Genomic DNA, 18,614 nt, shown 5'->3' with positions numbered 1-18,614 from the left:
GTCGGACCTATGTGGCGCGAGATCATCCAAGAGTTTCCGTCGGCGGAACTCCGCAGTCCAGTGGATTCCGGCACTCTCGACCGGATCGAGGAATCCCTCGGGCAGTCTCTTCCCGCCGATCTCCGTTCGTTCCTGCTCGAGAGTGACGGGATCTCGGACGAATACGGTACAGATGTGATCTGGCCTGCCGAGCGGATTCTGAACGACAACCTTTCGTTTCGTGGCGATGAACAGTACCGCTCGCTGTACATGCCCTTCGATTCTCTCATTTTCTTCGGCGACAACGGTGGGGGTGACCAATTCGCCTTCGTTCGCCTGCCGGAGCGCAACGATGTCTTCGTGTGGGACCACGAGACGGATGGCAGGGACCTCGTCGCGCCGAGCCTTGAGAGCTACCTGCACCGCGCGCTGGAAAGTGACGGCGAGGACTGGTACCGGTAGTCGCGCCGAGGTACGAGAGGCCGGACCCGTCGGCCCTGACGCCTGACCGGTCTCGACCACACCGCATGGAGGTCTCCTGCAAGATCGTCCTGACAGGGGGCAAGCAGGAACCGATCATGGCGGCTGAGTGGAACTGGGACAGCGGCAAAGGCCTGCTGGGCCTGGACGACCCCGATGAGTGGGATGCCGCGTGGGAGCGAGGCGAGAGCTGTCTTGGTACAGCTGCGATCGGGTTGGCGCTCCAGTGCTCACTGGAGGAGGCGTCGCCTCGGATCGTCAAGGCGACGCAGTTGCCGGTTCCGGATCAGCGGGGGTACGCGTTCACTGCCGCAGGTACGGCGGCGCGGCTCAACCGGGAGTTGACGCCGGAGTTGTACGCCGCGCTGCGTGCGGAGGGGCCCAAAGAGCTCGCCGAGGGCGCCATCGACGACACGCTGACGTTCGTGCCGTTCCGCAGGCTGCCGCCTTGGTTCAAGCGTCGGTGGGTGCTTGTGACGGTGCGGAACAGACTGGAGGACTTGTGGCTGCGGGCCGCGGACGCGGGCGGGGATGCCTGGCAGGCCGTGCGCGGGCGGAGCGAGTGAATGGAGACCCTTCCCGTTCCCGGGGAAGTGCTCGCACGCACCGTCTTCGGCCCGCTCGGGGGAGTGGTGGAGATCGGCGCCGTGAACCTCACCGGTACCTGGGAGCTCGCGGGCGTGTCTGTGGGTGCCTTCGTGGCGCTTCGGCGGGACGACGTGGACCGGATCCTCGACGGCATTCGGTCCGTCTGCCGCTTCACCGACGACGCCATGGCGATCATCGATGAGCTGGGGTATCTCCGCGAGCACCAGGTGTCGACGGCGGTCCTTCTCCTGTGGTCCGGGGCGATCACAGGTGTTCCGCGGCCCTTCGAGCAGCTGGAGGATCCGCGGCTGGTGCGGCGTATGTGCCGCGTGGGCGCGGATCTGCAGTTGACGTCTCTCTTGCAGGCACTGGTGACAGCGGTCATCGCGGCCGGGACAGGAGCCCGGCAGGGAGCGGTCCGGATCGCCGAGATCCTCGAGATCGCGTCGGACCTGGCGGACACCACCGACCGCAGCGCGCCGGCCGACGTGTTCAGGATGTGGCGCGTCACCCATCTGTCCGCCGTCCTCCGTCCGGACTCCGACGCACCGGAGACGGGCAGGGCGGGTTTCCGGGCCTATGGCCAGACGCTGGAGGAGCTGCTCGGGGCATGATGATCGGCTGGGCCGGAGTGGCTTCCGTGGCACCCTCGACGGCACCCCGCCGCGCCCCGCGTTTGACCCACGTCACCCCCGGGGTATTCTCTCCGGCTCGATTGGCGTCGCCCCTGCCCCATATGGCAGACTGTCCGAGTTGCTCGGTCGAGTGTTGATGCTGCGCGCCTCCCGCCGGGAGGACCGGAAGCGAGTCCCACAGTACTCGTCGCCCTAACTGCCACACGGCAGCGCTGGGGCGGACGTACGGGAATCTTTCGGGAAGCGTTAGTGCGGCACCGGCCAGGCACCCGGTGGCCTTCTAGGCCCCGGCCTGCGGTTCCGGATGGGCCGTGCGCAATCCCTGCAGGGATGTTCGAACAAGGGGCATCTGTGTCAGCGGAAGAGCGACACGCCCGACCGCGTGGGTCGGACAGAAGGGCTGGAACGCCGGGTTCCAGAGCGTTACGAGAGACAGGACTACTAGTAGCCATGGCGGGACAGAAGATCCGCATCCGGCTCAAGGCCTACGACCACGAGGTCATCGACAGCTCGGCGAAGAAGATCGTCGAGACGGTGACGCGTACTGGTGCGTCGGTCGCAGGCCCGGTGCCGCTGCCCACTGAGAAGAACGTGTACTGCGTCATCAAGTCGCCGCACAAGTACAAGGACTCGCGCGAGCACTTCGAGATGCGCACGCACAAGCGCCTGATCGACATCCTCGACCCGACCCCCAAGACCGTTGACTCTCTGATGCGACTCGACCTCCCGGCCGGTGTCGACATCGAGATCAAGCTCTGAGGCCGGTGATCTGAACGATGGCTAAGCAGATCAAGGGCATCCTGGGCGAGAAGCTCGGCATGACGCAGGTGTGGGACGCGAACAACCGTGTTGTTCCGGTCACCGTCGTCAAGGCCGGCCCCAACGTCGTCACCCAGGTCCGCACGAACGACGTCGACGGCTACGAGTCCGTCCAGATCGCGTTCGGCGAGATCGACCCGCGCAAGGTGAACAAGCCCCTCAAGGGCCACTTCGCCAAGGCCGACGTCACTCCCCGCCGCCACCTCGTCGAGATCCGTACCGCTGACGCCAGCGAGTACACCCTCGGCCAGGAGATCACCGCCGAGGTGTTCGAGGCCGGCATCAAGGTCGACGTGACCGGCAAGAGCAAGGGCAAGGGCTTCGCCGGTGTCATGAAGCGTCACAACTTCAAGGGCCTCGGCGCCGGACACGGCACCCAGCGCAAGCACCGCTCCCCCGGTTCCATCGGTGGCTGCGCCACCCCGGGCCGTGTGTTCAAGGGCCTCCGCATGGCGGGTCGCATGGGCAACGAGCGGGTCACCACCCAGAACCTGACCGTCCACGCCGTTGACGCGGAGAAGGGTCTGCTGCTCATCAAGGGCGCGGTTCCCGGTCCGAACGGCGGCCTCGTCCTGGTCCGCACCGCGGCCAAGGGGGCCTGAGGTAATGAGCACTGTTGACATCCTTTCGCCGGCGGGCGACAAGGCCGGTTCCGTCGAGCTCCCCGCGGAGATCTTCGACGTCGAAAAGGTCAGCATTCCGCTGATCCACCAGGTCGTCGTCGCGCAGCTGGCCGCTGCCCGCCAGGGCACGCACAAGACCAAGACCCGTGGCGAGGTCCGCGGCGGTGGCAAGAAGCCGTACCGCCAGAAGGGCACCGGTCGCGCCCGTCAGGGTTCGACCCGCGCGCCGCAGTTCGCCGGTGGTGGCGTCGTGCACGGTCCCGTGCCGCGTGACTACTCGCAGCGGACGCCCAAGAAGATGAAGGCTGCCGCGCTGCGTCACGCCCTCACCGACCGGGCCCGCCACAACCGCATCCACGTCGTCTCCGGCGTCGTCGAGGGTGACAACCCGTCGACGAAGGCTGCCAAGACGCTGTTCGGCAAGATCTCGGAGCGCAAGAACCTGCTCCTGGTCGTCGACCGCGCCGACGAGGCCGCGTGGCTGTCCGCCCGCAACCTGCCCCAGATCCACATCCTGGAGCCGGGCCAGCTGAACACGTACGACGTTCTCGTCTCGGACGACGTGGTCTTCACCCAGGCCGCCTTCGAGTCCTTCGTGTCCGGCCCGAAGGCCAATGACACCGAAGGGAGCGAGGTCTGATGGCTATCCGTCACCCCGCTATCGCCTCCAAGGCGGCGAAGAAGGCCAAGGCCGCGCGCGTCGCCAAGGCGCGCCGCCACGCCGCCGAGGGCAAGAACACCGTCGAGACCCCGCTGAGCAAGTCCTTCACGGACCCCCGTGACGTGCTGCTCAAGCCGGTCGTCTCCGAGAAGAGCTACGCGCTCCTCGACGAGGGCAAGTACACGTTCATCGTGGACCCGAGCGCCAACAAGACCCAGATCAAGCAGGCCGTCCAGGCGGTCTTCTCGGTCAAGGTCACCGGGGTCAACACGATCAACCGCCAGGGCAAGCGCAAGCGGACCCGCACCGGCTTCGGCCAGCGCGCGTCCACCAAGCGCGCGATCGTGACCCTCGCTGAGGGCGACCGTATCGACATCTTCGGCGGTCCGACCGCCTGAGGGCGGTCCGGATCGTCCGATATCGGACGAGGACTGAGAAATGGGAATCCGCAAGTACAAGCCGACTACGCCGGGCCGTCGCGGCTCGAGCGTCGCCGACTTCGTCGAGGTCACGCGGTCCACGCCGGAGAAGTCGTTGGTCCGCCCCCTGCACAGCAAGGGTGGCCGTAACAACTCCGGTCGTGTGACCGTCCGCCACCAGGGTGGTGGCCACAAGCGCGCCTACCGTGTGATCGACTTCCGTCGTCACGACAAGGACGGCGTGCCGGCGAAGGTCGCGCACATCGAGTACGACCCCAACCGCACCGCGCGCATCGCGCTCCTGCACTACGCGGACGGCGAGAAGCGCTACATCCTCGCGCCGCGTGGCCTGAGCCAGGGCGACCGCGTCGAGAACGGTCCCGGGGCCGACATCAAGCCGGGCAACAACCTTGCCCTGCGCAACATCCCGGTCGGTACCACGCTGCACGCCATCGAGCTGCGTCCGGGCGGCGGCGCGAAGTTCGCCCGCTCCGCCGGCGCCTCGGTGCAGCTGCTCGCGAAGGAGGGCTCGATGGCCCACCTCCGCATGCCGTCCGGTGAGATCCGCCTGGTCGACGTGCGCTGCCGCGCCACCGTCGGCGAGGTCGGCAACGCCGAGCAGAGCAACATCAACTGGGGTAAGGCGGGCCGTAAGCGCTGGCTGGGCGTTCGCCCGACCGTGCGTGGTGTGGTCATGAACCCGGTGGACCACCCGCACGGTGGTGGCGAAGGCCGTACCTCGGGTGGTCGCCACCCGGTGTCCCCTTGGGGCAAGAAGGAAGGCCGTACTCGTTCGCCCAAGAAGGCGTCGAACAAGTACATCGTCCGCCGCCGCAAGACGAACAAGAAGCGCTAAGGACGGGTTGAGATGCCTCGTAGCTTGAAGAAGGGACCCTTCGTCGACGACCACCTGATCAAGAAGGTGGACGCGCAGAACGAAGCCGGTACCAAGAACGTCATCAAGACCTGGTCCCGTCGCTCGATGATCGTGCCGGCCATGCTCGGCCACACGCTCGCGGTGCACAACGGCAAGACCCACATTCCGGTGTTCGTCACCGAGTCGATGGTCGGCCACAAGCTCGGCGAGTTCTCGCCGACGCGCACCTTCCGGGGTCACGTCAAGGACGACCGGAAGTCGAAGCGCCGCTAAGCGCGGGGTGGAATGACCATGACAGACACTGGAAGGACAACCATGGAAGCCAGGGCCCAGGCGCGGTACATCCGCGTCACGCCCATGAAGGCCCGCCGTGTGGTGGACCTCATCCGTGGCCTCAACGCCACGGAGGCTCAGGCGGTCCTGCGTTTCGCCCCGCAGGCCGCGAGCCAGCCGGTGGGCAAGGTGCTGGACAGCGCCATCGCCAACGCCGCGCACAACTACGACCACACCGATGTCGACAGCCTCTTCGTCTCCGAGGCCTACGTCGACGAGGGCCCGACCCTGAAGCGGTTCCGTCCGCGCGCCCAGGGCCGTGCCTACCGGATCCGCAAGCGGACCAGCCACATCACCGTGGTCGTCAGCAGCAAGGAAGGAACCCGGTAATGGGCCAGAAGGTAAACCCGCACGGGTTCCGGCTCGGTGTCACGACCGACTTCAAGTCGCGTTGGTACGCCGACAAGCTGTACAAGGACTACGTCAAGGAAGACGTCGCCATCCGTCGGATGATGACGTCCGGCATGGAGCGCGCCGGCATCTCCAAGGTCGAGATCGAGCGCACCCGTGACCGCGTGCGTGTGGACATCCACACCGCTCGTCCGGGCATCGTCATCGGCCGCCGTGGCGCCGAGGCCGACCGCATCCGCGGTGACCTCGAGAAGCTCACGGGCAAGCAGGTCCAGCTGAACATCCTCGAGGTCAAGAACCCCGAGACCGACGCTCAGCTGGTTGCCCAGGCCGTGGCCGAGCAGCTCTCCTCCCGCGTCTCCTTCCGCCGCGCCATGCGTAAGAGCATGCAGTCGGCGATGAAGGCCGGCGCCAAGGGCATCAAGATCCAGTGCGGTGGCCGCCTCGGTGGCGCCGAGATGTCCCGCTCGGAGTTCTACCGCGAGGGCCGCGTGCCCCTGCACACGCTCCGCGCGAACGTGGACTACGGCTTCTTCGAGGCCAAGACGACCTTCGGCCGCATCGGCGTGAAGGTCTGGATCTACAAGGGCGACGTCAAGAACATCGCCGAGGTCCGCGCCGAGAACGCTGCGGCCCGTGCGGGTAACCGCCCGGCCCGCGGTGGTGCCGACCGCCCGGCCCGTGGTGGCCGTGGTGGCGAGCGGCGCGGTCGCAAGCCGCAGCAGGCCGCTGGTTCCGAGGCCCCCAAGGCCGAGGCTCCCGCGTCCGCCGCTCCGGCTGAGAGCACCGGAACGGAGGCCTGACCGTCATGCTGATCCCCCGTAGGGTCAAGCACCGCAAGCAGCACCACCCCAAGCGCAACGGCATGTCCAAGGGTGGCACGCAGGTCGCGTTCGGCGAGTACGGCATCCAGGCGCTGACCCCGGCGTATGTGACGAACCGTCAGATCGAGGCCGCTCGTATCGCCATGACCCGCCACATCAAGCGTGGCGGCAAGGTCTGGATCAACATCTACCCGGACCGCCCCCTCACCAAGAAGCCCGCCGAGACCCGCATGGGTTCCGGTAAGGGTTCTCCTGAGTGGTGGATCGCCAACGTCAAGCCCGGACGTGTGATGTTCGAGCTGTCGTACCCCAACGAGAAGATCGCGCGCGAGGCCCTGACCCGTGCGGCTCACAAGCTGCCGATGAAGTGCAAGATCGTCAAGCGCGAGGCAGGTGAAGCGTGATGTCGGCCGGTACCAAGGCGTCGGAGCTGCGCGAGCTGGGCAACGAGGAGCTTCTCGCGAAGCTCCGCGAGGCCAAGGAAGAGCTGTTCAACCTCCGCTTCCAGGCGGCGACGGGCCAGCTCGAGAACCACGGGCGGCTCAAGGCCGTCCGCAAGGACATCGCGCGGATCTACACCCTGATGCGTGAGCGCGAGCTGGGCATCGAGACGGTGGAGAGCGCCTGATGAGCGAGAGCAACGTGACTGAAGAGACCAAGACGGACCGCGGTTTCCGCAAGACCCGCGAGGGTCTGGTCGTCAGCGACAAGATGGACAAGACCGTCGTCGTCGCCGTCGAGGACCGCGTCAAGCACGCGCTGTACGGCAAGGTCATCCGCCGTACGAGCAAGCTCAAGGCCCACGACGAGCAGAACGCCGCGGGTGTCGGCGACCGCGTCCTCCTCATGGAGACCCGGCCGCTGTCCGCGACCAAGCGCTGGCGCGTCGTCGAGATCCTCGAGAAGGCCAAGTAATCCCTCCTAGGGGGACCCCCTAGGCACCGTTCCGCCAGGCTCGGGGAGAAGCGTGAGTCATTCACGCCTCTCCCCGGGAACCGGCAGACAATCAGGAGATAGACGTGATCCAGCAGGAGTCGCGACTGCGTGTCGCCGACAACACTGGTGCGAAGGAGATCCTTTGCATCCGTGTGCTCGGTGGCTCCGGTCGCCGCTACGCGGGTGTCGGTGACGTCATCGTCGCCACCGTCAAGGACGCGATCCCCGGTGGCAACGTGAAGAAGGGTGACGTCGTCAAGGCCGTCATCGTTCGCACCGTCAAGGAGCGCCGCCGTCCGGACGGCTCGTACATCCGCTTCGACGAGAACGCCGCTGTCATTCTCAAGAACGACGGCGACCCTCGTGGCACCCGTATCTTCGGCCCGGTCGGCCGTGAGCTGCGCGAGAAGAAGTTCATGAAGATCATCTCCCTCGCGCCGGAGGTGCTGTGAGCATGAAGATCAAGAAGGGCGACCTGGTCCAGGTCATCACCGGTAAGGACAAGGGCAAGCAGGGCAAGGTCATCGCCGCTTACCCGCGCGACGAGCGTGTCCTGGTCGAGGGTGTCAACCGGGTCAAGAAGCACACCAAGGCCGGTCCGACGGCTCGCGGTTCGCAGGCCGGCGGCATCGTCACCACCGAGGCGCCGATCCACGTCTCCAACGTCCAGCTGGTCGTGGAGAAGGACGGCAACAAGGTCGTGACCCGCGTCGGTTACCGCTTCGACGACGAAGGCAACAAGATCCGCGTTGCCAAGCGGACGGGTGAGGACATCTGATGACGACCACCACCAGCCCGCGTCTGAAGCAGAAGTACCGTGACGAGATCACGGGCAAGCTGCGTGACGAGTTCCAGTACGAGAACGTCATGCAGATCCCCGGTCTCGTCAAGATCGTGGTCAACATGGGTGTGGGCGACGCCGCCCGCGACTCCAAGCTGATCGAGGGTGCCATCAAGGACCTCACCACGATCACCGGTCAGAAGCCGGCCGTCACCAAGGCCCGCAAGTCCATCGCGCAGTTCAAGCTGCGTGAGGGCCAGCCGATCGGTGCCCACGTCACGCTCCGTGGCGACCGCATGTGGGAGTTCCTGGACCGCACCCTGTCGCTCGCGCTGCCGCGCATCCGCGACTTCCGCGGCCTGTCCCCCAAGCAGTTCGACGGCCGTGGCAACTACACCTTCGGTCTCACGGAGCAGGTCATGTTCCACGAGATCGACCAGGACAAGATCGACCGCACCCGGGGTATGGACATCACCGTGGTGACCACGGCGACCAACGACGCTGAGGGCCGCGCGCTCCTTCGTCACCTCGGCTTCCCCTTCAAGGAGGCGTGAGCGAGATGGCGAAGAAGGCTCTGATCGCTAAGGCTGCTCGCAAGCCCAAGTTCGGTGTGCGTGGCTACACCCGCTGCCAGCGCTGCGGCCGCCCGCACTCCGTGTACCGCAAGTTCGGCCTCTGCCGCGTGTGCCTTCGTGAGATGGCTCACCGTGGCGAGCTGCCGGGCGTGACCAAGAGCTCCTGGTAATCCCCCAAATAAGGGATTCGCAGGGCTCTCGGTAAGCATCTGGGGCGGCAGGACGTCCAGCTCGCATGCCTTAGGCTTGTGGGGTTGGGCGTCTGCCGCCGCCCTTACGACTTACTACGCCGTAGGTCCACCGCGCCGCACCCGTCCCGTCTCGGATCGGGGAGAGGGATGGCGCACCAGGAAACCCCGGCGAGAGAGGCCGAAGGCCAATTCATGACCATGACTGATCCGATCGCAGACATGCTGACCCGTCTGCGGAACGCGAACTCGGCATACCACGACTCCGTGACGATGCCGGCATCGAAGATCAAGTCGCACATCGCGGAGATCCTCCAGCAGGAGGGCTTCATCACGGGCTGGAAGGTCGAGGACGCCGAGGTCGGCAAGAACCTCGTCCTGGAGCTGAAGTTCGGCCCCAACCGTGAGCGCTCCATCGCGGGCATCAAGCGGATCTCCAAGCCCGGTCTCCGGGTGTACGCGAAGTCCACCAACCTGCCGAAGGTTCTGGGCGGCCTGGGCGTGGCCATCATCTCCACGTCGCACGGGCTCCTGACCGACAAGCAGGCGCAGAAGAAGGGCGTGGGTGGGGAAGTCCTCGCCTACGTCTGGTAATTCGGGAACGGAGGAGAGACAGCAATGTCGCGTATCGGCAAGCTCCCCATCCCGGTTCCCGCCGGCGTGGACGTCACCATCGACGGCCGTACGGTCGCGGTCAAGGGCCCCAAGGGCGAACTGACCCACACCGTCATCGCGCCGATCGACATCGCCAAGGCCGAGGACGGCACCCTTCAGGTGCTCCGGCCCAACGACGAGCGGCAGAGCAAGGCCCTGCACGGCCTGTCCCGCACGCTGGTGGCGAACATGATCACCGGTGTGACCACGGGATACGTCAAGAAGCTCGAAATCAGCGGTGTCGGTTACCGTGTCGTGGCCAAGGGCTCCAACCTGGAGTTCTCCCTGGGCTACAGCCACCCGATCCTGGTCGAGGCCCCCGAGGGCATCACCTTCAAGGTGGAGTCCCCGACCCGTTTCTCGGTCGAGGGCATCGACAAGCAGAAGGTCGGCGAGGTTGCGGCCAACATCCGCAAGCTGCGCAAGCCCGACCCGTACAAGGCCAAGGGCGTCAAGTACGAGGGCGAAGTCATCCGCCGCAAGGTCGGAAAGGCGGGTAAGTAAGCCATGGCATACGGACAGAAGATCCTTAAGGGCGACGCCTACAAGCGCGCCGCGATCAAGCGCCGCCACATCCGGATCCGTAAGCACATCAACGGTACGGCGGAGCGTCCGCGTCTGGTCGTTACCCGCTCGAACCGCCACATCGTGGCCCAGGTGATCGACGACATCAAGGGTCACACCCTTGCGTCGGCGTCCACCCTGGACAGCTCGATCCGCGGTGGCGAGGGCGACAAGTCCGCGCAGGCCAAGCAGGTCGGCGCCCTGGTCGCCGAGCGTGCCAAGGCCGCCGGTGTCGAGGCCGTCGTGTTCGACCGTGGTGGTAACCAGTACGCGGGGCGCATCGCCGCCCTGGCGGACGCCGCCCGCGAGGCCGGACTCAAGTTCTGAGTCCTGGTTCCGTAGCTAGCGGAGACAGAGAGAGGTAATTCCAATGGCTGGACCCCAGCGCCGCGGTGGCGGTGCCGGTGGCGGCGAGCGGCGGGACCGGAAGGGCCGTGACGGCGGCGCAGCTGCCGCCGAGAAGACCGCGTACGTTGAGCGCGTCGTCGCGATCAACCGCGTCGCCAAGGTTGTGAAGGGTGGTCGTCGCTTCAGCTTCACCGCGCTGGTCGTGGTGGGCGACGGTGACGGCACCGTGGGTGTCGGATACGGCAAGGCCAAGGAGGTGCCGGCCGCCATCGCCAAGGGCGTTGAGGAGGCCAAGAAGCACTTCTTCAAGGTCCCCCGCATCCAGGGCACCATCCCGCACCCCATCCAGGGTGAGAAGGCTGCCGGCGTCGTGCTGCTGAAGCCCGCGTCGCCCGGTACCGGTGTGATCGCCGGTGGTCCGGTGCGTGCCGTGCTCGAGTGCGCCGGTATCCACGACGTGCTGTCGAAGTCGCTCGGCTCCGACAACGCGATCAACATCGTGCACGCGACCGTGGAGGCCCTGAGGGGCCTGCAGCGTCCCGAGGAGATCGCGGCCCGCCGCGGTCTGCCCCTCGAGGACGTCGCCCCCGCGGCTCTTCTCCGTGCGCGTGCCGGGGCGGGTGCGTAATCATGGCGCAGCTCAAGATTACGCAGGTCAAGTCCTACATCGGCAGCAAGCAGAACCACCGTGACACCCTGCGTTCCCTTGGTCTCAAGGGCATCAACACGCAGGTCGTCAAGGAGGACCGCCCCGAGTTCCGCGGCATGGTGCACACCGTCCGCCACCTCGTGACGGTCGAGGAGGTCGACTGATCATGGCGGAGAACAACCCGCTCAAGATCCACAACCTCCGTCCCGCCCCGGGCGCCAAGACCGCCAAGACCCGTGTCGGTCGTGGTGAGGCGTCGAAGGGTAAGACGGCCGGTCGTGGTACCAAGGGCACGAAGGCCCGTTACCAGGTTCCGGAGCGCTTCGAGGGTGGCCAGATGCCCCTCCACATGCGTCTCCCGAAGCTGAAGGGCTTCAAGAACCCGTTCAAGACCGAGTTCCAGGTCGTGAACCTCGACAAGCTGGCCGCGCTCTACCCCGAGGGTGGCGAGGTCACCGTCGAGGGTCTGGTGGCCAAGGGGGCCGTTCGCAAGAACAGCCTCGTCAAGGTCCTCGGCCAGGGCGAGATCTCCGTGGCGCTGCAGGTGACGGTCGACGCCGTCTCCGGCTCCGCCAAGGAGAAGATCACCGCCGCCGGCGGTTCCGTCACCGAGCTCGTCTGAACACCACAGGCGTCTCGATGACCTGAGCGATCCCGACCGGGGATACCCCACAAATGGGGTATCCCCGGTTGGTCGTTCCTAGGGCGGCAGTCTCGCCGGTAAGGTGGCCTGCACTGCCCACTTTTCACTGGGTGCTGCACTTCGGGCACTCTCAGCGGCAGTTGACCGTTACCTATTCGTCGAACCTCAAGACCGTCACCCTTGACGCAGTTGCGCGGGGGTCGCAGGAGGCACCGTGCTCACCGCGTTCGCCCGGGCGTTCAAGACGCCCGACCTGCGCAAGAAGCTGCTCTTCACGCTCGGCATCATCGTGGTCTACCGGGTGGGTACACACATCCCGATCCCGGGCGTCGACTACCGGAACGTCCAGACCTGTATCGACAATGCGCAGGCCAACCAGGGCCTCTTCGGTCTGGTCAACATGTTCAGCGGCGGCGCGCTGCTGCAGATCACGATCTTCGCGCTGGGCATCATGCCGTACATCACGGCGAGCATCATTCTGCAGCTGCTGACCGTGGTGATCCCGCGCCTGGAAGCCCTGAAGAAGGAGGGCCAGGCCGGTACGGCGAAGATCACGCAGTACACCCGTTACCTGACGATCGCCCTCGCCATCCTCCAGGGCACCGGCCTCGTCGCCACCGCCCGCAGCGGCGCGCTGTTCCAGGGCTGCCCGGTGGCCAGCCAGATCGTCCCCGACCAGTCGATCTTCGTCACCGTCACCATGGTCATCACCATGACCGCCGGTACGGCGACCGTGATGTGGCTCGGTGAGCTCATCACCGACCGCGGCATCGGCAACGGCATGTCGATCCTGATGTTCATCTCGATCGCCGCCACCTTCCCGTCCGCCCTGTGGGCCATCAAGCAGGAGGGCTCCCTGGCCGGCGGCTGGATCGAGTTCGGCACCGTCATCGTGATCGGCCTCGTCGTGATCGGCCTGGTGGTCTTCGTCGAGCAGGCTCAGCGCCGCATCCCGGTCCAGTACGCGAAGCGCATGATCGGCCGCCGGTCCTACGGCGGTACGTCGACGTACATTCCGCTGAAGGTCAACCAGGCCGGCATCATCCCTGTGATCTTCGCCTCGTCCCTGCTCTACATCCCGGCGCTGATCGCGCAGTTCGCCGGTGGAAGCTCCGGCTGGAAGACCTGGATCGAGAAGAATCTCGCGCTTCCGGACGCCCCGATGCACATGGTCCTGTACTTCCTCCTGATCATCTTCTTCGCCTTCTTCTACGTGGCCATCTCGTTCAACCCCGAGGAAGTCGCGGACAACATGAAGAAGTATGGTGGCTTCATCCCGGGCATCCGGGCTGGCCGACCGACCGCTGAGTACCTGTCGTACGTGCTCAACCGGATCACCTGGCCGGGTTCGCTGTACCTGGGCCTGATCGCTCTCGTGCCGACAGTGGCGTTGGCTGGTTTCGGGGCAAACCAGAACTTCCCGTTCGGCGGGACCAGCATCCTGATCATCGTGGGTGTCGGTCTCGAGACCGTGAAGCAGATCGAGAGCCAGCTCCAGCAGCGCAATTACGAAGGGTTCCTCCGCTGATGCGTATCGTCCTCGTCGGGCCGCCGGGTGCCGGTAAGGGAACGCAGGCCGCGTTCCTGGCCAAGAACCTGTCGATCCCGCACATCTCCACGGGCGACCTGTTCCGGGCCAACATCAGCCAGCAGACGGAACTCGGCAAACTGGCGAAGTCCTACATGGACGCGGGCAATCTCGTGCCCGACGAGGTCACCATCGCGATGGCGAAGGACCGCATGGAGCAGCCGGACGCCGAGAACGGTTTCCTGCTGGACGGCTTCCCCCGCAATGTGTCGCAGGCCGAGGCGCTCGACGAGCTGCTCGAGACCGAGAGCATGCAGCTCGACGCGGTGCTGGACCTGGAGGTCCCGGAGGACGAGGTGGTCAAGCGGATCGCCGGCCGCCGCATCTGCCGCAACGACTCCTCGCACGTCTTCCACGTGACGTACAAGCAGCCGGCCAAGGAAGGCGTCTGCGACGTCTGTGGCGGTGAGCTGTACCAGCGCAACGACGACTCCGAGGAGACGGTCCGGACGCGCCTGGAGGTCTACCACACCCAGACCGAGCCGATCATCGACTACTACAAGGCCCAGGGCCTGGTGGTCACGATCTCGGCGCTCGGAAAGGTGGAGGACGTCACGACACGCGCCATGGAGGCGCTGAAGCGTGGCGAGGACGACAAGTAGTCGTCCGTACGCAGCTACGGCCGCGGTTCCCCTCGGGGGCCGCGGCTGCTGTGTGGGCGGGGCCGGGCGTGCGGCCCCGTATCGTTGAAGACGTTCGTTGTCGCCGAAGGTGCAGAAAGGCCGTAGCCCCCATGGTGCAGATCAAGAGCCCCGAGCAGATCGCCAAGATGCGTGAGGCGGGGCTGGTCGTCGCCGCCATTCACGCGGCGACCCGTGAGGCCGCCGTGCCCGGGGCCACGACGAGGGATCTGGACCAGGTCGCCCGCAAGGTCCTCGCCGAGCACAACGCCAAGCCGAACTTCCTCGGTTACGGCGGCTTCCCGGCGACGATCTGCACGTCGGTGAACGAGGTCGTCGTCCATGGCATCCCGTCCGACGGCGTCGTCCTCAAGGACGGGGACGTCATCTCCATCGACTGCGGCGCGATCATCGACGGCTGGCACGGCGACGCCGCCTACACGGCCTTCGTGGGCTCCGGGCACGCCCCGGAGCTGGTCGAGCTCTCCCGGGTGACCGAGGAGTCGATGTGGGCCGGCATCGCCGCCATGAAGCAGGGCAACCGCCTGGTCGACGTCTCCCGGGCGATCGAGACGTACATCCGCCGCCAGCCCAAGCCCGGCGGCGGCAAGTACGGGATCATCGAGGACTACGGCGGCCACGGCATCGGGACCGAGATGCACATGGACCCGCATCTGCTGAACTACGTCGACCGGCGGCGCGGCAAGGGCCCGAAGCTGGTGCCCGGCTTCTGCCTCGCGATCGAGCCGATGGTGTCCCTGGGGACGCCGAAGACGGAGGTCCTGGAGGACGACTGGACCGTCATCACGACGGACGGTACGTGGTCGTCGCACTGGGAGCACTCCGTCGCCCTGACGGAGGAGGGCCCGCTGGTGCTGACGTCTCCCGACGCGGGCAAGGCGAAGCTCGCGGAGCTGGGGATCACGGCAGCTCCCGATCCGCTGGGCTGAGCGCCTTCCGGGGAGGGTGGTCGCGACGGTCGGCGGCTGCGGGCCGCGGGGGCCCGGTCGCGCAGTTCCCCGCGCCCTGGCAGGGCGCTTAAAGCTCTCCGCGCCGGGGCAGACTTCCCCGATTCGTGTTTCAGAGGGCCCTGACGTAGACTGACTCGTCGGCTCTGGTGCACCCGCATGTCTGCATGCGCTCGCACGGAGTCGATCAAGGTAGTCGATTCGAAGGGCGAAGCGTGGCCAAGAAGCAAGGTGCCATCGAGATCGAGGGCACTGTCGTCGAGTCTCTTCCGAACGCCATGTTCAAGGTCGAGCTCCAGAACGGCCACCAGGTCCTGGCACACATCAGCGGCAAGATGCGCATGCACTACATCCGCATCCTCCCTGACGACCGGGTCGTGGTGGAGCTGTCTCCGTACGACCTGACGCGTGGCCGGATCGTCTACCGCTACAAGTAGATCTTGCCCGCGCCCCGGCTTCCGGGGTGGTGGCACTGACCCGGAGAACCTCACCCATGAAGGTCAAGCCGAGCGTCAAGAAGATCTGCGACAAGTGCAGGGTGATCCGCCGTCACGGCCGGGTCATGGTCATCTGCGACAACCCGCGCCACAAGCAGCGCCAGGGCTGACGCACGACCGATCCCTCTGCATTCCTCGCAGGGATTCGCGCGACGCAAGCTGAATATGTTCATACGCAGAGCCCGGACCCTCGGGTCTGACACCCCCGGTCGGAGGCCGGGGACCCAGTTCGTACCTCGTACGGCGGCTGGGAGTCGGTTCTGTGGAAGACCTCCGTCAAGTAACTGGAGCCATTGAATGGCACGCGTTTCCGGTGTTGACATCCCGCGCGAAAAGCGCGTGGAGATCGCCCTCACCTACGTGTTCGGCATCGGCCGGACCCTCTCCCAGCAGACGCTGGCCGCCACCGGCGTGGACCCGAACACCCGTGTTCGGGACCTCTCCGAGGAGCAGCTGGTCGCGATCCGCGAGTACGTCGACAACAACATCAAGACCGAGGGTGACCTCCGTCGCGAGATCCAGGCCGACATCCGCCGCAAGGTCGAGATCGGCACCTACCAGGGTCTGCGTCACCGTCGTGGTCTGCCCGTCCGCGGTCAGCGCACCAGCACCAACGCTCGTACCCGCAAGGGTCCGCGTCGCGCCATCGCCGGCAAGAAGAAGCCGGGCAAGAAGTAGTCCACAGCGGACGACTGTCCACGGTCTTCGCTGTAGGACCGACCACCTCCCGTAGGAGTTATAGATGCCCCCCAAGGGTCGTCAGGGCGCTGCCAAGAAGGTGCGCCGCAAGGAAAAGAAGAACGTCGCTCACGGCCACGCGCACATCAAGAGCACGTTCAACAACACGATCGTCTCGATCACGGACCCGTCCGGCAACGTGATCTCCTGGGCCTCCGCCGGCCACGTCGGCTTCAAGGGCTCGCGGAAGTCCACGCCGTTCGCCGCGCAGATGGCCGCCGAGTCGGCTGCCCGCCGCGCGCAGGAGCACGGCATGCGCAAGGTCGACGTCTTCGTCAAGGGCCCGGGCTCCGGTCGTGAGACCGCGATCCGCTCCCTGCAGGCGACCGGCCTCGAGGTCGGCTCGATCCAGGACGTCACGCCCACCCCGCACAACGGCTGCCGTCCGCCGAAGCGCCGTCGCGTCTGACCCTCCGGGTCGGACGGGCTGCTTGGTTTGAGGTTTTCGGGCGGTATGGCTCTTCGGGGCTGTATCGCCCGTACCCTTGTAACTGCAACACATATCGGGCTGCCGCCCGGTGGCAAGGGCATCAAATAGTGGGTGCCCATGACTGAAGGATTCACTTCATGCTGATCGCTCAGCGTCCCTCGTTGACCGAAGAGGTCGTCGACGAATTCCGCTCCCGGTTCGTGATCGAGCCGCTGGAGCCGGGCTTCGGTTACACCCTCGGCAACTCCCTGCGCCGGACCCTCCTGTCCTCGATCCCGGGTGCGGCGGTCACGTCCATCCGCATCGACGGCGTGCTGCACGAGTTCACCACCGTGCCGGGCGTCAAGGAGGACGTCACCGACCTGATCCTCAACATCAAGCAGCTGGTCGTCTCCTCGGAGCACGACGAGCCGGTCGTGATGTACCTGCGCAAGCAGGGCCCGGGTCTGGTCACCGCCGCCGACATCGCGCCCCCGGCCGGTGTCGAGGTGCACAACCCCGACCTGGTCCTCGCCACGCTCAACGGCAAGGGCAAGCTGGAGATGGAGCTCACGGTCGAGCGTGGCCGCGGTTACGTCTCCGCCGTGCAGAACAAGCAGGTCGGCCAGGAGATCGGCCGGATCCCGGTCGACTCCATCTACTCGCCGGTGCTCAAGGTCACGTACAAGGTCGAGGCCACGCGTGTCGAGCAGCGGACCGACTTCGACAAGCTGATCGTCGACGTCGAGACCAAGCAGGCCATGCGCCCGCGTGACGCCATGGCGTCCGCCGGCAAGACCCTGGTCGAGCTGTTCGGCCTGGCCCGCGAGCTCAACATCGACGCCGAGGGCATCGACATGGGCCCGTCCCCCACGGACGCCGCCCTGGCCGCCGATCTGGCGCTGCCGATCGAGGAGCTCGAGCTCACGGTCCGTTCGTACAACTGCCTCAAGCGTGAGGGCATCCACTCCGTGGGTGAGCTCGTGGCGCGTTCCGAGGCGGACCTCCTCGACATTCGCAACTTCGGTGCGAAGTCCATCGACGAGGTCAAGGCGAAGCTGGCCGGCATGGGCCTGGCCCTCAAGGACAGCCCGCCCGGATTCGACCCCACGGCCGCGGCCGACGCCTTCGGGGCCGATGACGACGCCGACGCCGGTTTTGTCGAGACCGAGCAGTACTGATCGGTTCTCGACTGCGGGCTGACTGTGGCTGGTCGCGCAGTTGCCCGCGTCCCTTCCGGGGCGCCCCTTCGGGGACGCCCCGGATCTCCGACAGGCGACCGCCTGCTCGGATACTGACCCCGGTACCTGGTACGGCCGGGGCAGACACCTAGGAGAAGCACCATGCCGAAGCCCACCAAGGGTGCCCGTATGGGCGGCAGCGCCGCGCACGAGAAGCTGATGCTCGCGAACCTCGCGAAGTCGCTCTTCGAGCACGGCCGGATCACCACCACCGAGGCGAAGGCGCGCAAGCTGCGGCCGTACGCCGAGCGTCTGGTCACCAAGGCGAAGAAGGGCGACCTTCACAACCGCCGTCAGGTGCTCCAGGTCATCACGGACAAGAGCATCGTGCACACGCTCTTCACCGAGATCGGCCCGCGCTACGAGAACCGTCCGGGTGGCTACACCCGCATCACCAAGATCGGTAACCGCCGTGGCGACAACGCGCCCATGGCTGTCATCGAGCTGGTCGAGGCGCTGACGGTGGCGCAGGAGGCGACGGGCGAGGCCGAGGCCGCGACCAAGCGTGCGGTCAAGGAAGACGCCCTCAAGAAGGACGAGGCCGCCGAGGCTCCCGCCGAGGAGTCGAAGGACGCGTAAGCGTTCCGCCGGGGGCTGCTCGCGCAGTTCCCCGCGCCCCCTGAAGG

33 protein-coding genes are annotated in these 18,614 nt (G+C 66.3%); all 33 read left to right on the top strand.

Features of this window, described 5'->3' with window-relative positions; translation table 11 throughout:
• Nucleotides 1-9 precede the first annotated feature (9 nt).
• Nucleotides 10-441: an SMI1/KNR4 family protein gene (locus ACFU3E_RS02610; protein ID WP_384150841.1), complete on the top strand. Its 432-nt coding sequence runs from the start codon at nt 10-12 to the stop codon at nt 439-441.
• 65 nt (nt 442-506) lie between these two features.
• Nucleotides 507-1,025 (top strand): hypothetical protein, encoded by a 519-nt coding sequence (locus tag ACFU3E_RS02605; protein ID WP_384150838.1) that lies wholly within the window; start codon nt 507-509, stop codon nt 1,023-1,025.
• A complete protein-coding gene (locus ACFU3E_RS02600; protein ID WP_384150835.1) occupies nt 1,026-1,661 on the top strand; it encodes a hypothetical protein in 636 nt (211 codons plus the stop codon).
• Nucleotides 1,662-2,132: 471 nt separating this feature from the next.
• Nucleotides 2,133-2,441 carry a 30S ribosomal protein S10 gene (gene rpsJ, locus ACFU3E_RS02595; protein ID WP_003948644.1) on the top strand — a complete coding sequence of 103 codons (309 nt, stop codon included), beginning with the start codon at nt 2,133-2,135 and terminating at the stop codon, nt 2,439-2,441.
• A 17-nt stretch (nt 2,442-2,458) separates the two neighbouring features.
• Nucleotides 2,459-3,103, top strand: coding sequence for a 50S ribosomal protein L3 (rplC, locus tag ACFU3E_RS02590; RefSeq protein WP_033308969.1), 645 nt, complete (start codon nt 2,459-2,461; stop codon nt 3,101-3,103).
• 4 nt (nt 3,104-3,107) lie between these two features.
• Nucleotides 3,108-3,764 carry a 50S ribosomal protein L4 gene (gene rplD / locus ACFU3E_RS02585; RefSeq protein WP_344459254.1) on the top strand — a complete coding sequence of 219 codons (657 nt, stop codon included), beginning with the start codon at nt 3,108-3,110 and terminating at the stop codon, nt 3,762-3,764.
• Entirely contained in the window at nt 3,764-4,183 is a 420-nt protein-coding gene (gene rplW, locus ACFU3E_RS02580; RefSeq protein ID WP_010036733.1) for a 50S ribosomal protein L23, read from the top strand. Before rplD ends, rplW begins: the two co-directional genes overlap by 1 nt.
• A 40-nt stretch (nt 4,184-4,223) precedes the next feature.
• The gene (gene rplB / locus ACFU3E_RS02575) at nt 4,224-5,060 is read left to right on the top strand and encodes a 50S ribosomal protein L2 (protein WP_010036731.1); all 837 of its coding nucleotides are present in this window, start codon (nt 4,224-4,226) and stop codon (nt 5,058-5,060) included.
• 12 nt (nt 5,061-5,072) lie between these two features.
• Nucleotides 5,073-5,354 carry a 30S ribosomal protein S19 gene (gene rpsS, locus ACFU3E_RS02570; RefSeq protein ID WP_003992359.1) on the top strand — a complete coding sequence of 94 codons (282 nt, stop codon included), beginning with the start codon at nt 5,073-5,075 and terminating at the stop codon, nt 5,352-5,354.
• 42 nt (nt 5,355-5,396) lie between these two features.
• Complete coding sequence (gene rplV, locus ACFU3E_RS02565; protein WP_030839668.1) at nt 5,397-5,744, top strand: 50S ribosomal protein L22; 348 nt, start codon at nt 5,397-5,399, stop codon at nt 5,742-5,744.
• Nucleotides 5,744-6,568 (top strand): 30S ribosomal protein S3, encoded by an 825-nt coding sequence (gene rpsC, locus ACFU3E_RS02560; protein ID WP_030233882.1) that lies wholly within the window; start codon nt 5,744-5,746, stop codon nt 6,566-6,568. The genes rplV and rpsC overlap by 1 nt, the downstream gene beginning before the upstream one ends.
• 5 nt (nt 6,569-6,573) lie before the next feature.
• A complete protein-coding gene (rplP, locus tag ACFU3E_RS02555; protein WP_003992362.1) occupies nt 6,574-6,993 on the top strand; it encodes a 50S ribosomal protein L16 in 420 nt (139 codons plus the stop codon).
• Nucleotides 6,993-7,217 carry a 50S ribosomal protein L29 gene (gene rpmC / locus ACFU3E_RS02550; protein WP_003974259.1) on the top strand — a complete coding sequence of 75 codons (225 nt, stop codon included), beginning with the start codon at nt 6,993-6,995 and terminating at the stop codon, nt 7,215-7,217. The genes rplP and rpmC overlap by 1 nt, the downstream gene beginning before the upstream one ends.
• On the top strand, nt 7,217-7,504 hold the full coding sequence (gene rpsQ, locus ACFU3E_RS02545; RefSeq protein ID WP_030839660.1) for a 30S ribosomal protein S17: 288 nt from the start codon (nt 7,217-7,219) through the stop codon (nt 7,502-7,504). Before rpmC ends, rpsQ begins: the two co-directional genes overlap by 1 nt.
• Nucleotides 7,505-7,608: 104 nt before the next feature.
• On the top strand, nt 7,609-7,977 hold the full coding sequence (rplN, locus tag ACFU3E_RS02540; RefSeq protein WP_041985720.1) for a 50S ribosomal protein L14: 369 nt from the start codon (nt 7,609-7,611) through the stop codon (nt 7,975-7,977).
• 2 nt (nt 7,978-7,979) lie between these two features.
• Entirely contained in the window at nt 7,980-8,303 is a 324-nt protein-coding gene (gene rplX, locus ACFU3E_RS02535) for a 50S ribosomal protein L24 (protein ID WP_053674523.1), read from the top strand.
• Nucleotides 8,303-8,860, top strand: coding sequence for a 50S ribosomal protein L5 (rplE, locus tag ACFU3E_RS02530; protein WP_384150823.1), 558 nt, complete (start codon nt 8,303-8,305; stop codon nt 8,858-8,860). The genes rplX and rplE overlap by 1 nt, the downstream gene beginning before the upstream one ends.
• A 5-nt stretch (nt 8,861-8,865) precedes the next feature.
• Nucleotides 8,866-9,051 (top strand): type Z 30S ribosomal protein S14, encoded by a 186-nt coding sequence (locus tag ACFU3E_RS02525; RefSeq protein ID WP_003948630.1) that lies wholly within the window; start codon nt 8,866-8,868, stop codon nt 9,049-9,051.
• Between the two features lie 213 nt (nt 9,052-9,264).
• Nucleotides 9,265-9,663, top strand: a complete 399-nt coding sequence (gene rpsH / locus ACFU3E_RS02520; protein ID WP_030839654.1) for a 30S ribosomal protein S8 — start codon at nt 9,265-9,267, stop codon at nt 9,661-9,663.
• A gap of 24 nt (nt 9,664-9,687) precedes the next feature.
• Complete coding sequence (gene rplF, locus ACFU3E_RS02515; RefSeq protein WP_030839651.1) at nt 9,688-10,227, top strand: 50S ribosomal protein L6; 540 nt, start codon at nt 9,688-9,690, stop codon at nt 10,225-10,227.
• Between the two features lie 3 nt (nt 10,228-10,230).
• Complete coding sequence (rplR, locus tag ACFU3E_RS02510) at nt 10,231-10,614, top strand: 50S ribosomal protein L18 (RefSeq protein ID WP_003992369.1); 384 nt, start codon at nt 10,231-10,233, stop codon at nt 10,612-10,614.
• A gap of 43 nt (nt 10,615-10,657) precedes the next feature.
• The gene (gene rpsE / locus ACFU3E_RS02505) at nt 10,658-11,263 is read left to right on the top strand and encodes a 30S ribosomal protein S5 (RefSeq protein ID WP_164332815.1); all 606 of its coding nucleotides are present in this window, start codon (nt 10,658-10,660) and stop codon (nt 11,261-11,263) included.
• A 2-nt stretch (nt 11,264-11,265) separates the two neighbouring features.
• Nucleotides 11,266-11,448, top strand: a complete 183-nt coding sequence (rpmD, locus tag ACFU3E_RS02500) for a 50S ribosomal protein L30 (RefSeq protein ID WP_003974250.1) — start codon at nt 11,266-11,268, stop codon at nt 11,446-11,448.
• Nucleotides 11,449-11,450: 2 nt separating this feature from the next.
• Nucleotides 11,451-11,906, top strand: a complete 456-nt coding sequence (gene rplO / locus ACFU3E_RS02495) for a 50S ribosomal protein L15 (RefSeq protein ID WP_031141307.1) — start codon at nt 11,451-11,453, stop codon at nt 11,904-11,906.
• Between the two features lie 235 nt (nt 11,907-12,141).
• Nucleotides 12,142-13,455 (top strand): preprotein translocase subunit SecY, encoded by a 1,314-nt coding sequence (gene secY, locus ACFU3E_RS02490; protein ID WP_384150816.1) that lies wholly within the window; start codon nt 12,142-12,144, stop codon nt 13,453-13,455.
• On the top strand, nt 13,455-14,117 hold the full coding sequence (locus ACFU3E_RS02485) for an adenylate kinase (RefSeq protein ID WP_031141311.1): 663 nt from the start codon (nt 13,455-13,457) through the stop codon (nt 14,115-14,117). Before secY ends, ACFU3E_RS02485 begins: the two co-directional genes overlap by 1 nt.
• A 131-nt stretch (nt 14,118-14,248) precedes the next feature.
• A complete protein-coding gene (map, locus tag ACFU3E_RS02480; RefSeq protein WP_384150811.1) occupies nt 14,249-15,085 on the top strand; it encodes a type I methionyl aminopeptidase in 837 nt (278 codons plus the stop codon).
• Between the two features lie 233 nt (nt 15,086-15,318).
• A complete protein-coding gene (gene infA, locus ACFU3E_RS02475; RefSeq protein ID WP_003948620.1) occupies nt 15,319-15,540 on the top strand; it encodes a translation initiation factor IF-1 in 222 nt (73 codons plus the stop codon).
• A gap of 56 nt (nt 15,541-15,596) precedes the next feature.
• Complete coding sequence (gene rpmJ / locus ACFU3E_RS02470) at nt 15,597-15,710, top strand: 50S ribosomal protein L36 (RefSeq protein WP_003974245.1); 114 nt, start codon at nt 15,597-15,599, stop codon at nt 15,708-15,710.
• Nucleotides 15,711-15,897: 187 nt separating this feature from the next.
• Nucleotides 15,898-16,278, top strand: a complete 381-nt coding sequence (gene rpsM, locus ACFU3E_RS02465) for a 30S ribosomal protein S13 (RefSeq protein WP_004984507.1) — start codon at nt 15,898-15,900, stop codon at nt 16,276-16,278.
• A 64-nt stretch (nt 16,279-16,342) separates the two neighbouring features.
• Complete coding sequence (gene rpsK, locus ACFU3E_RS02460; protein ID WP_003956432.1) at nt 16,343-16,747, top strand: 30S ribosomal protein S11; 405 nt, start codon at nt 16,343-16,345, stop codon at nt 16,745-16,747.
• A gap of 158 nt (nt 16,748-16,905) precedes the next feature.
• The gene (locus tag ACFU3E_RS02455; protein ID WP_003966937.1) at nt 16,906-17,928 is read left to right on the top strand and encodes a DNA-directed RNA polymerase subunit alpha; all 1,023 of its coding nucleotides are present in this window, start codon (nt 16,906-16,908) and stop codon (nt 17,926-17,928) included.
• 162 nt (nt 17,929-18,090) lie between these two features.
• Nucleotides 18,091-18,567 (top strand): 50S ribosomal protein L17, encoded by a 477-nt coding sequence (gene rplQ, locus ACFU3E_RS02450; protein ID WP_384150807.1) that lies wholly within the window; start codon nt 18,091-18,093, stop codon nt 18,565-18,567.
• Nucleotides 18,568-18,614 lie beyond the last annotated feature (47 nt).

The sequence above is a fragment of the Streptomyces sp. NPDC057424 genome (genome assembly GCF_042803315.1).
Taxonomy (GTDB): Bacteria; Actinomycetota; Actinomycetes; order Streptomycetales; family Streptomycetaceae; genus Streptomyces.
The sequence above is the reverse complement of the archived record's forward strand: the minus strand, read 5'-3'. Positions and strand labels throughout refer to the sequence as shown.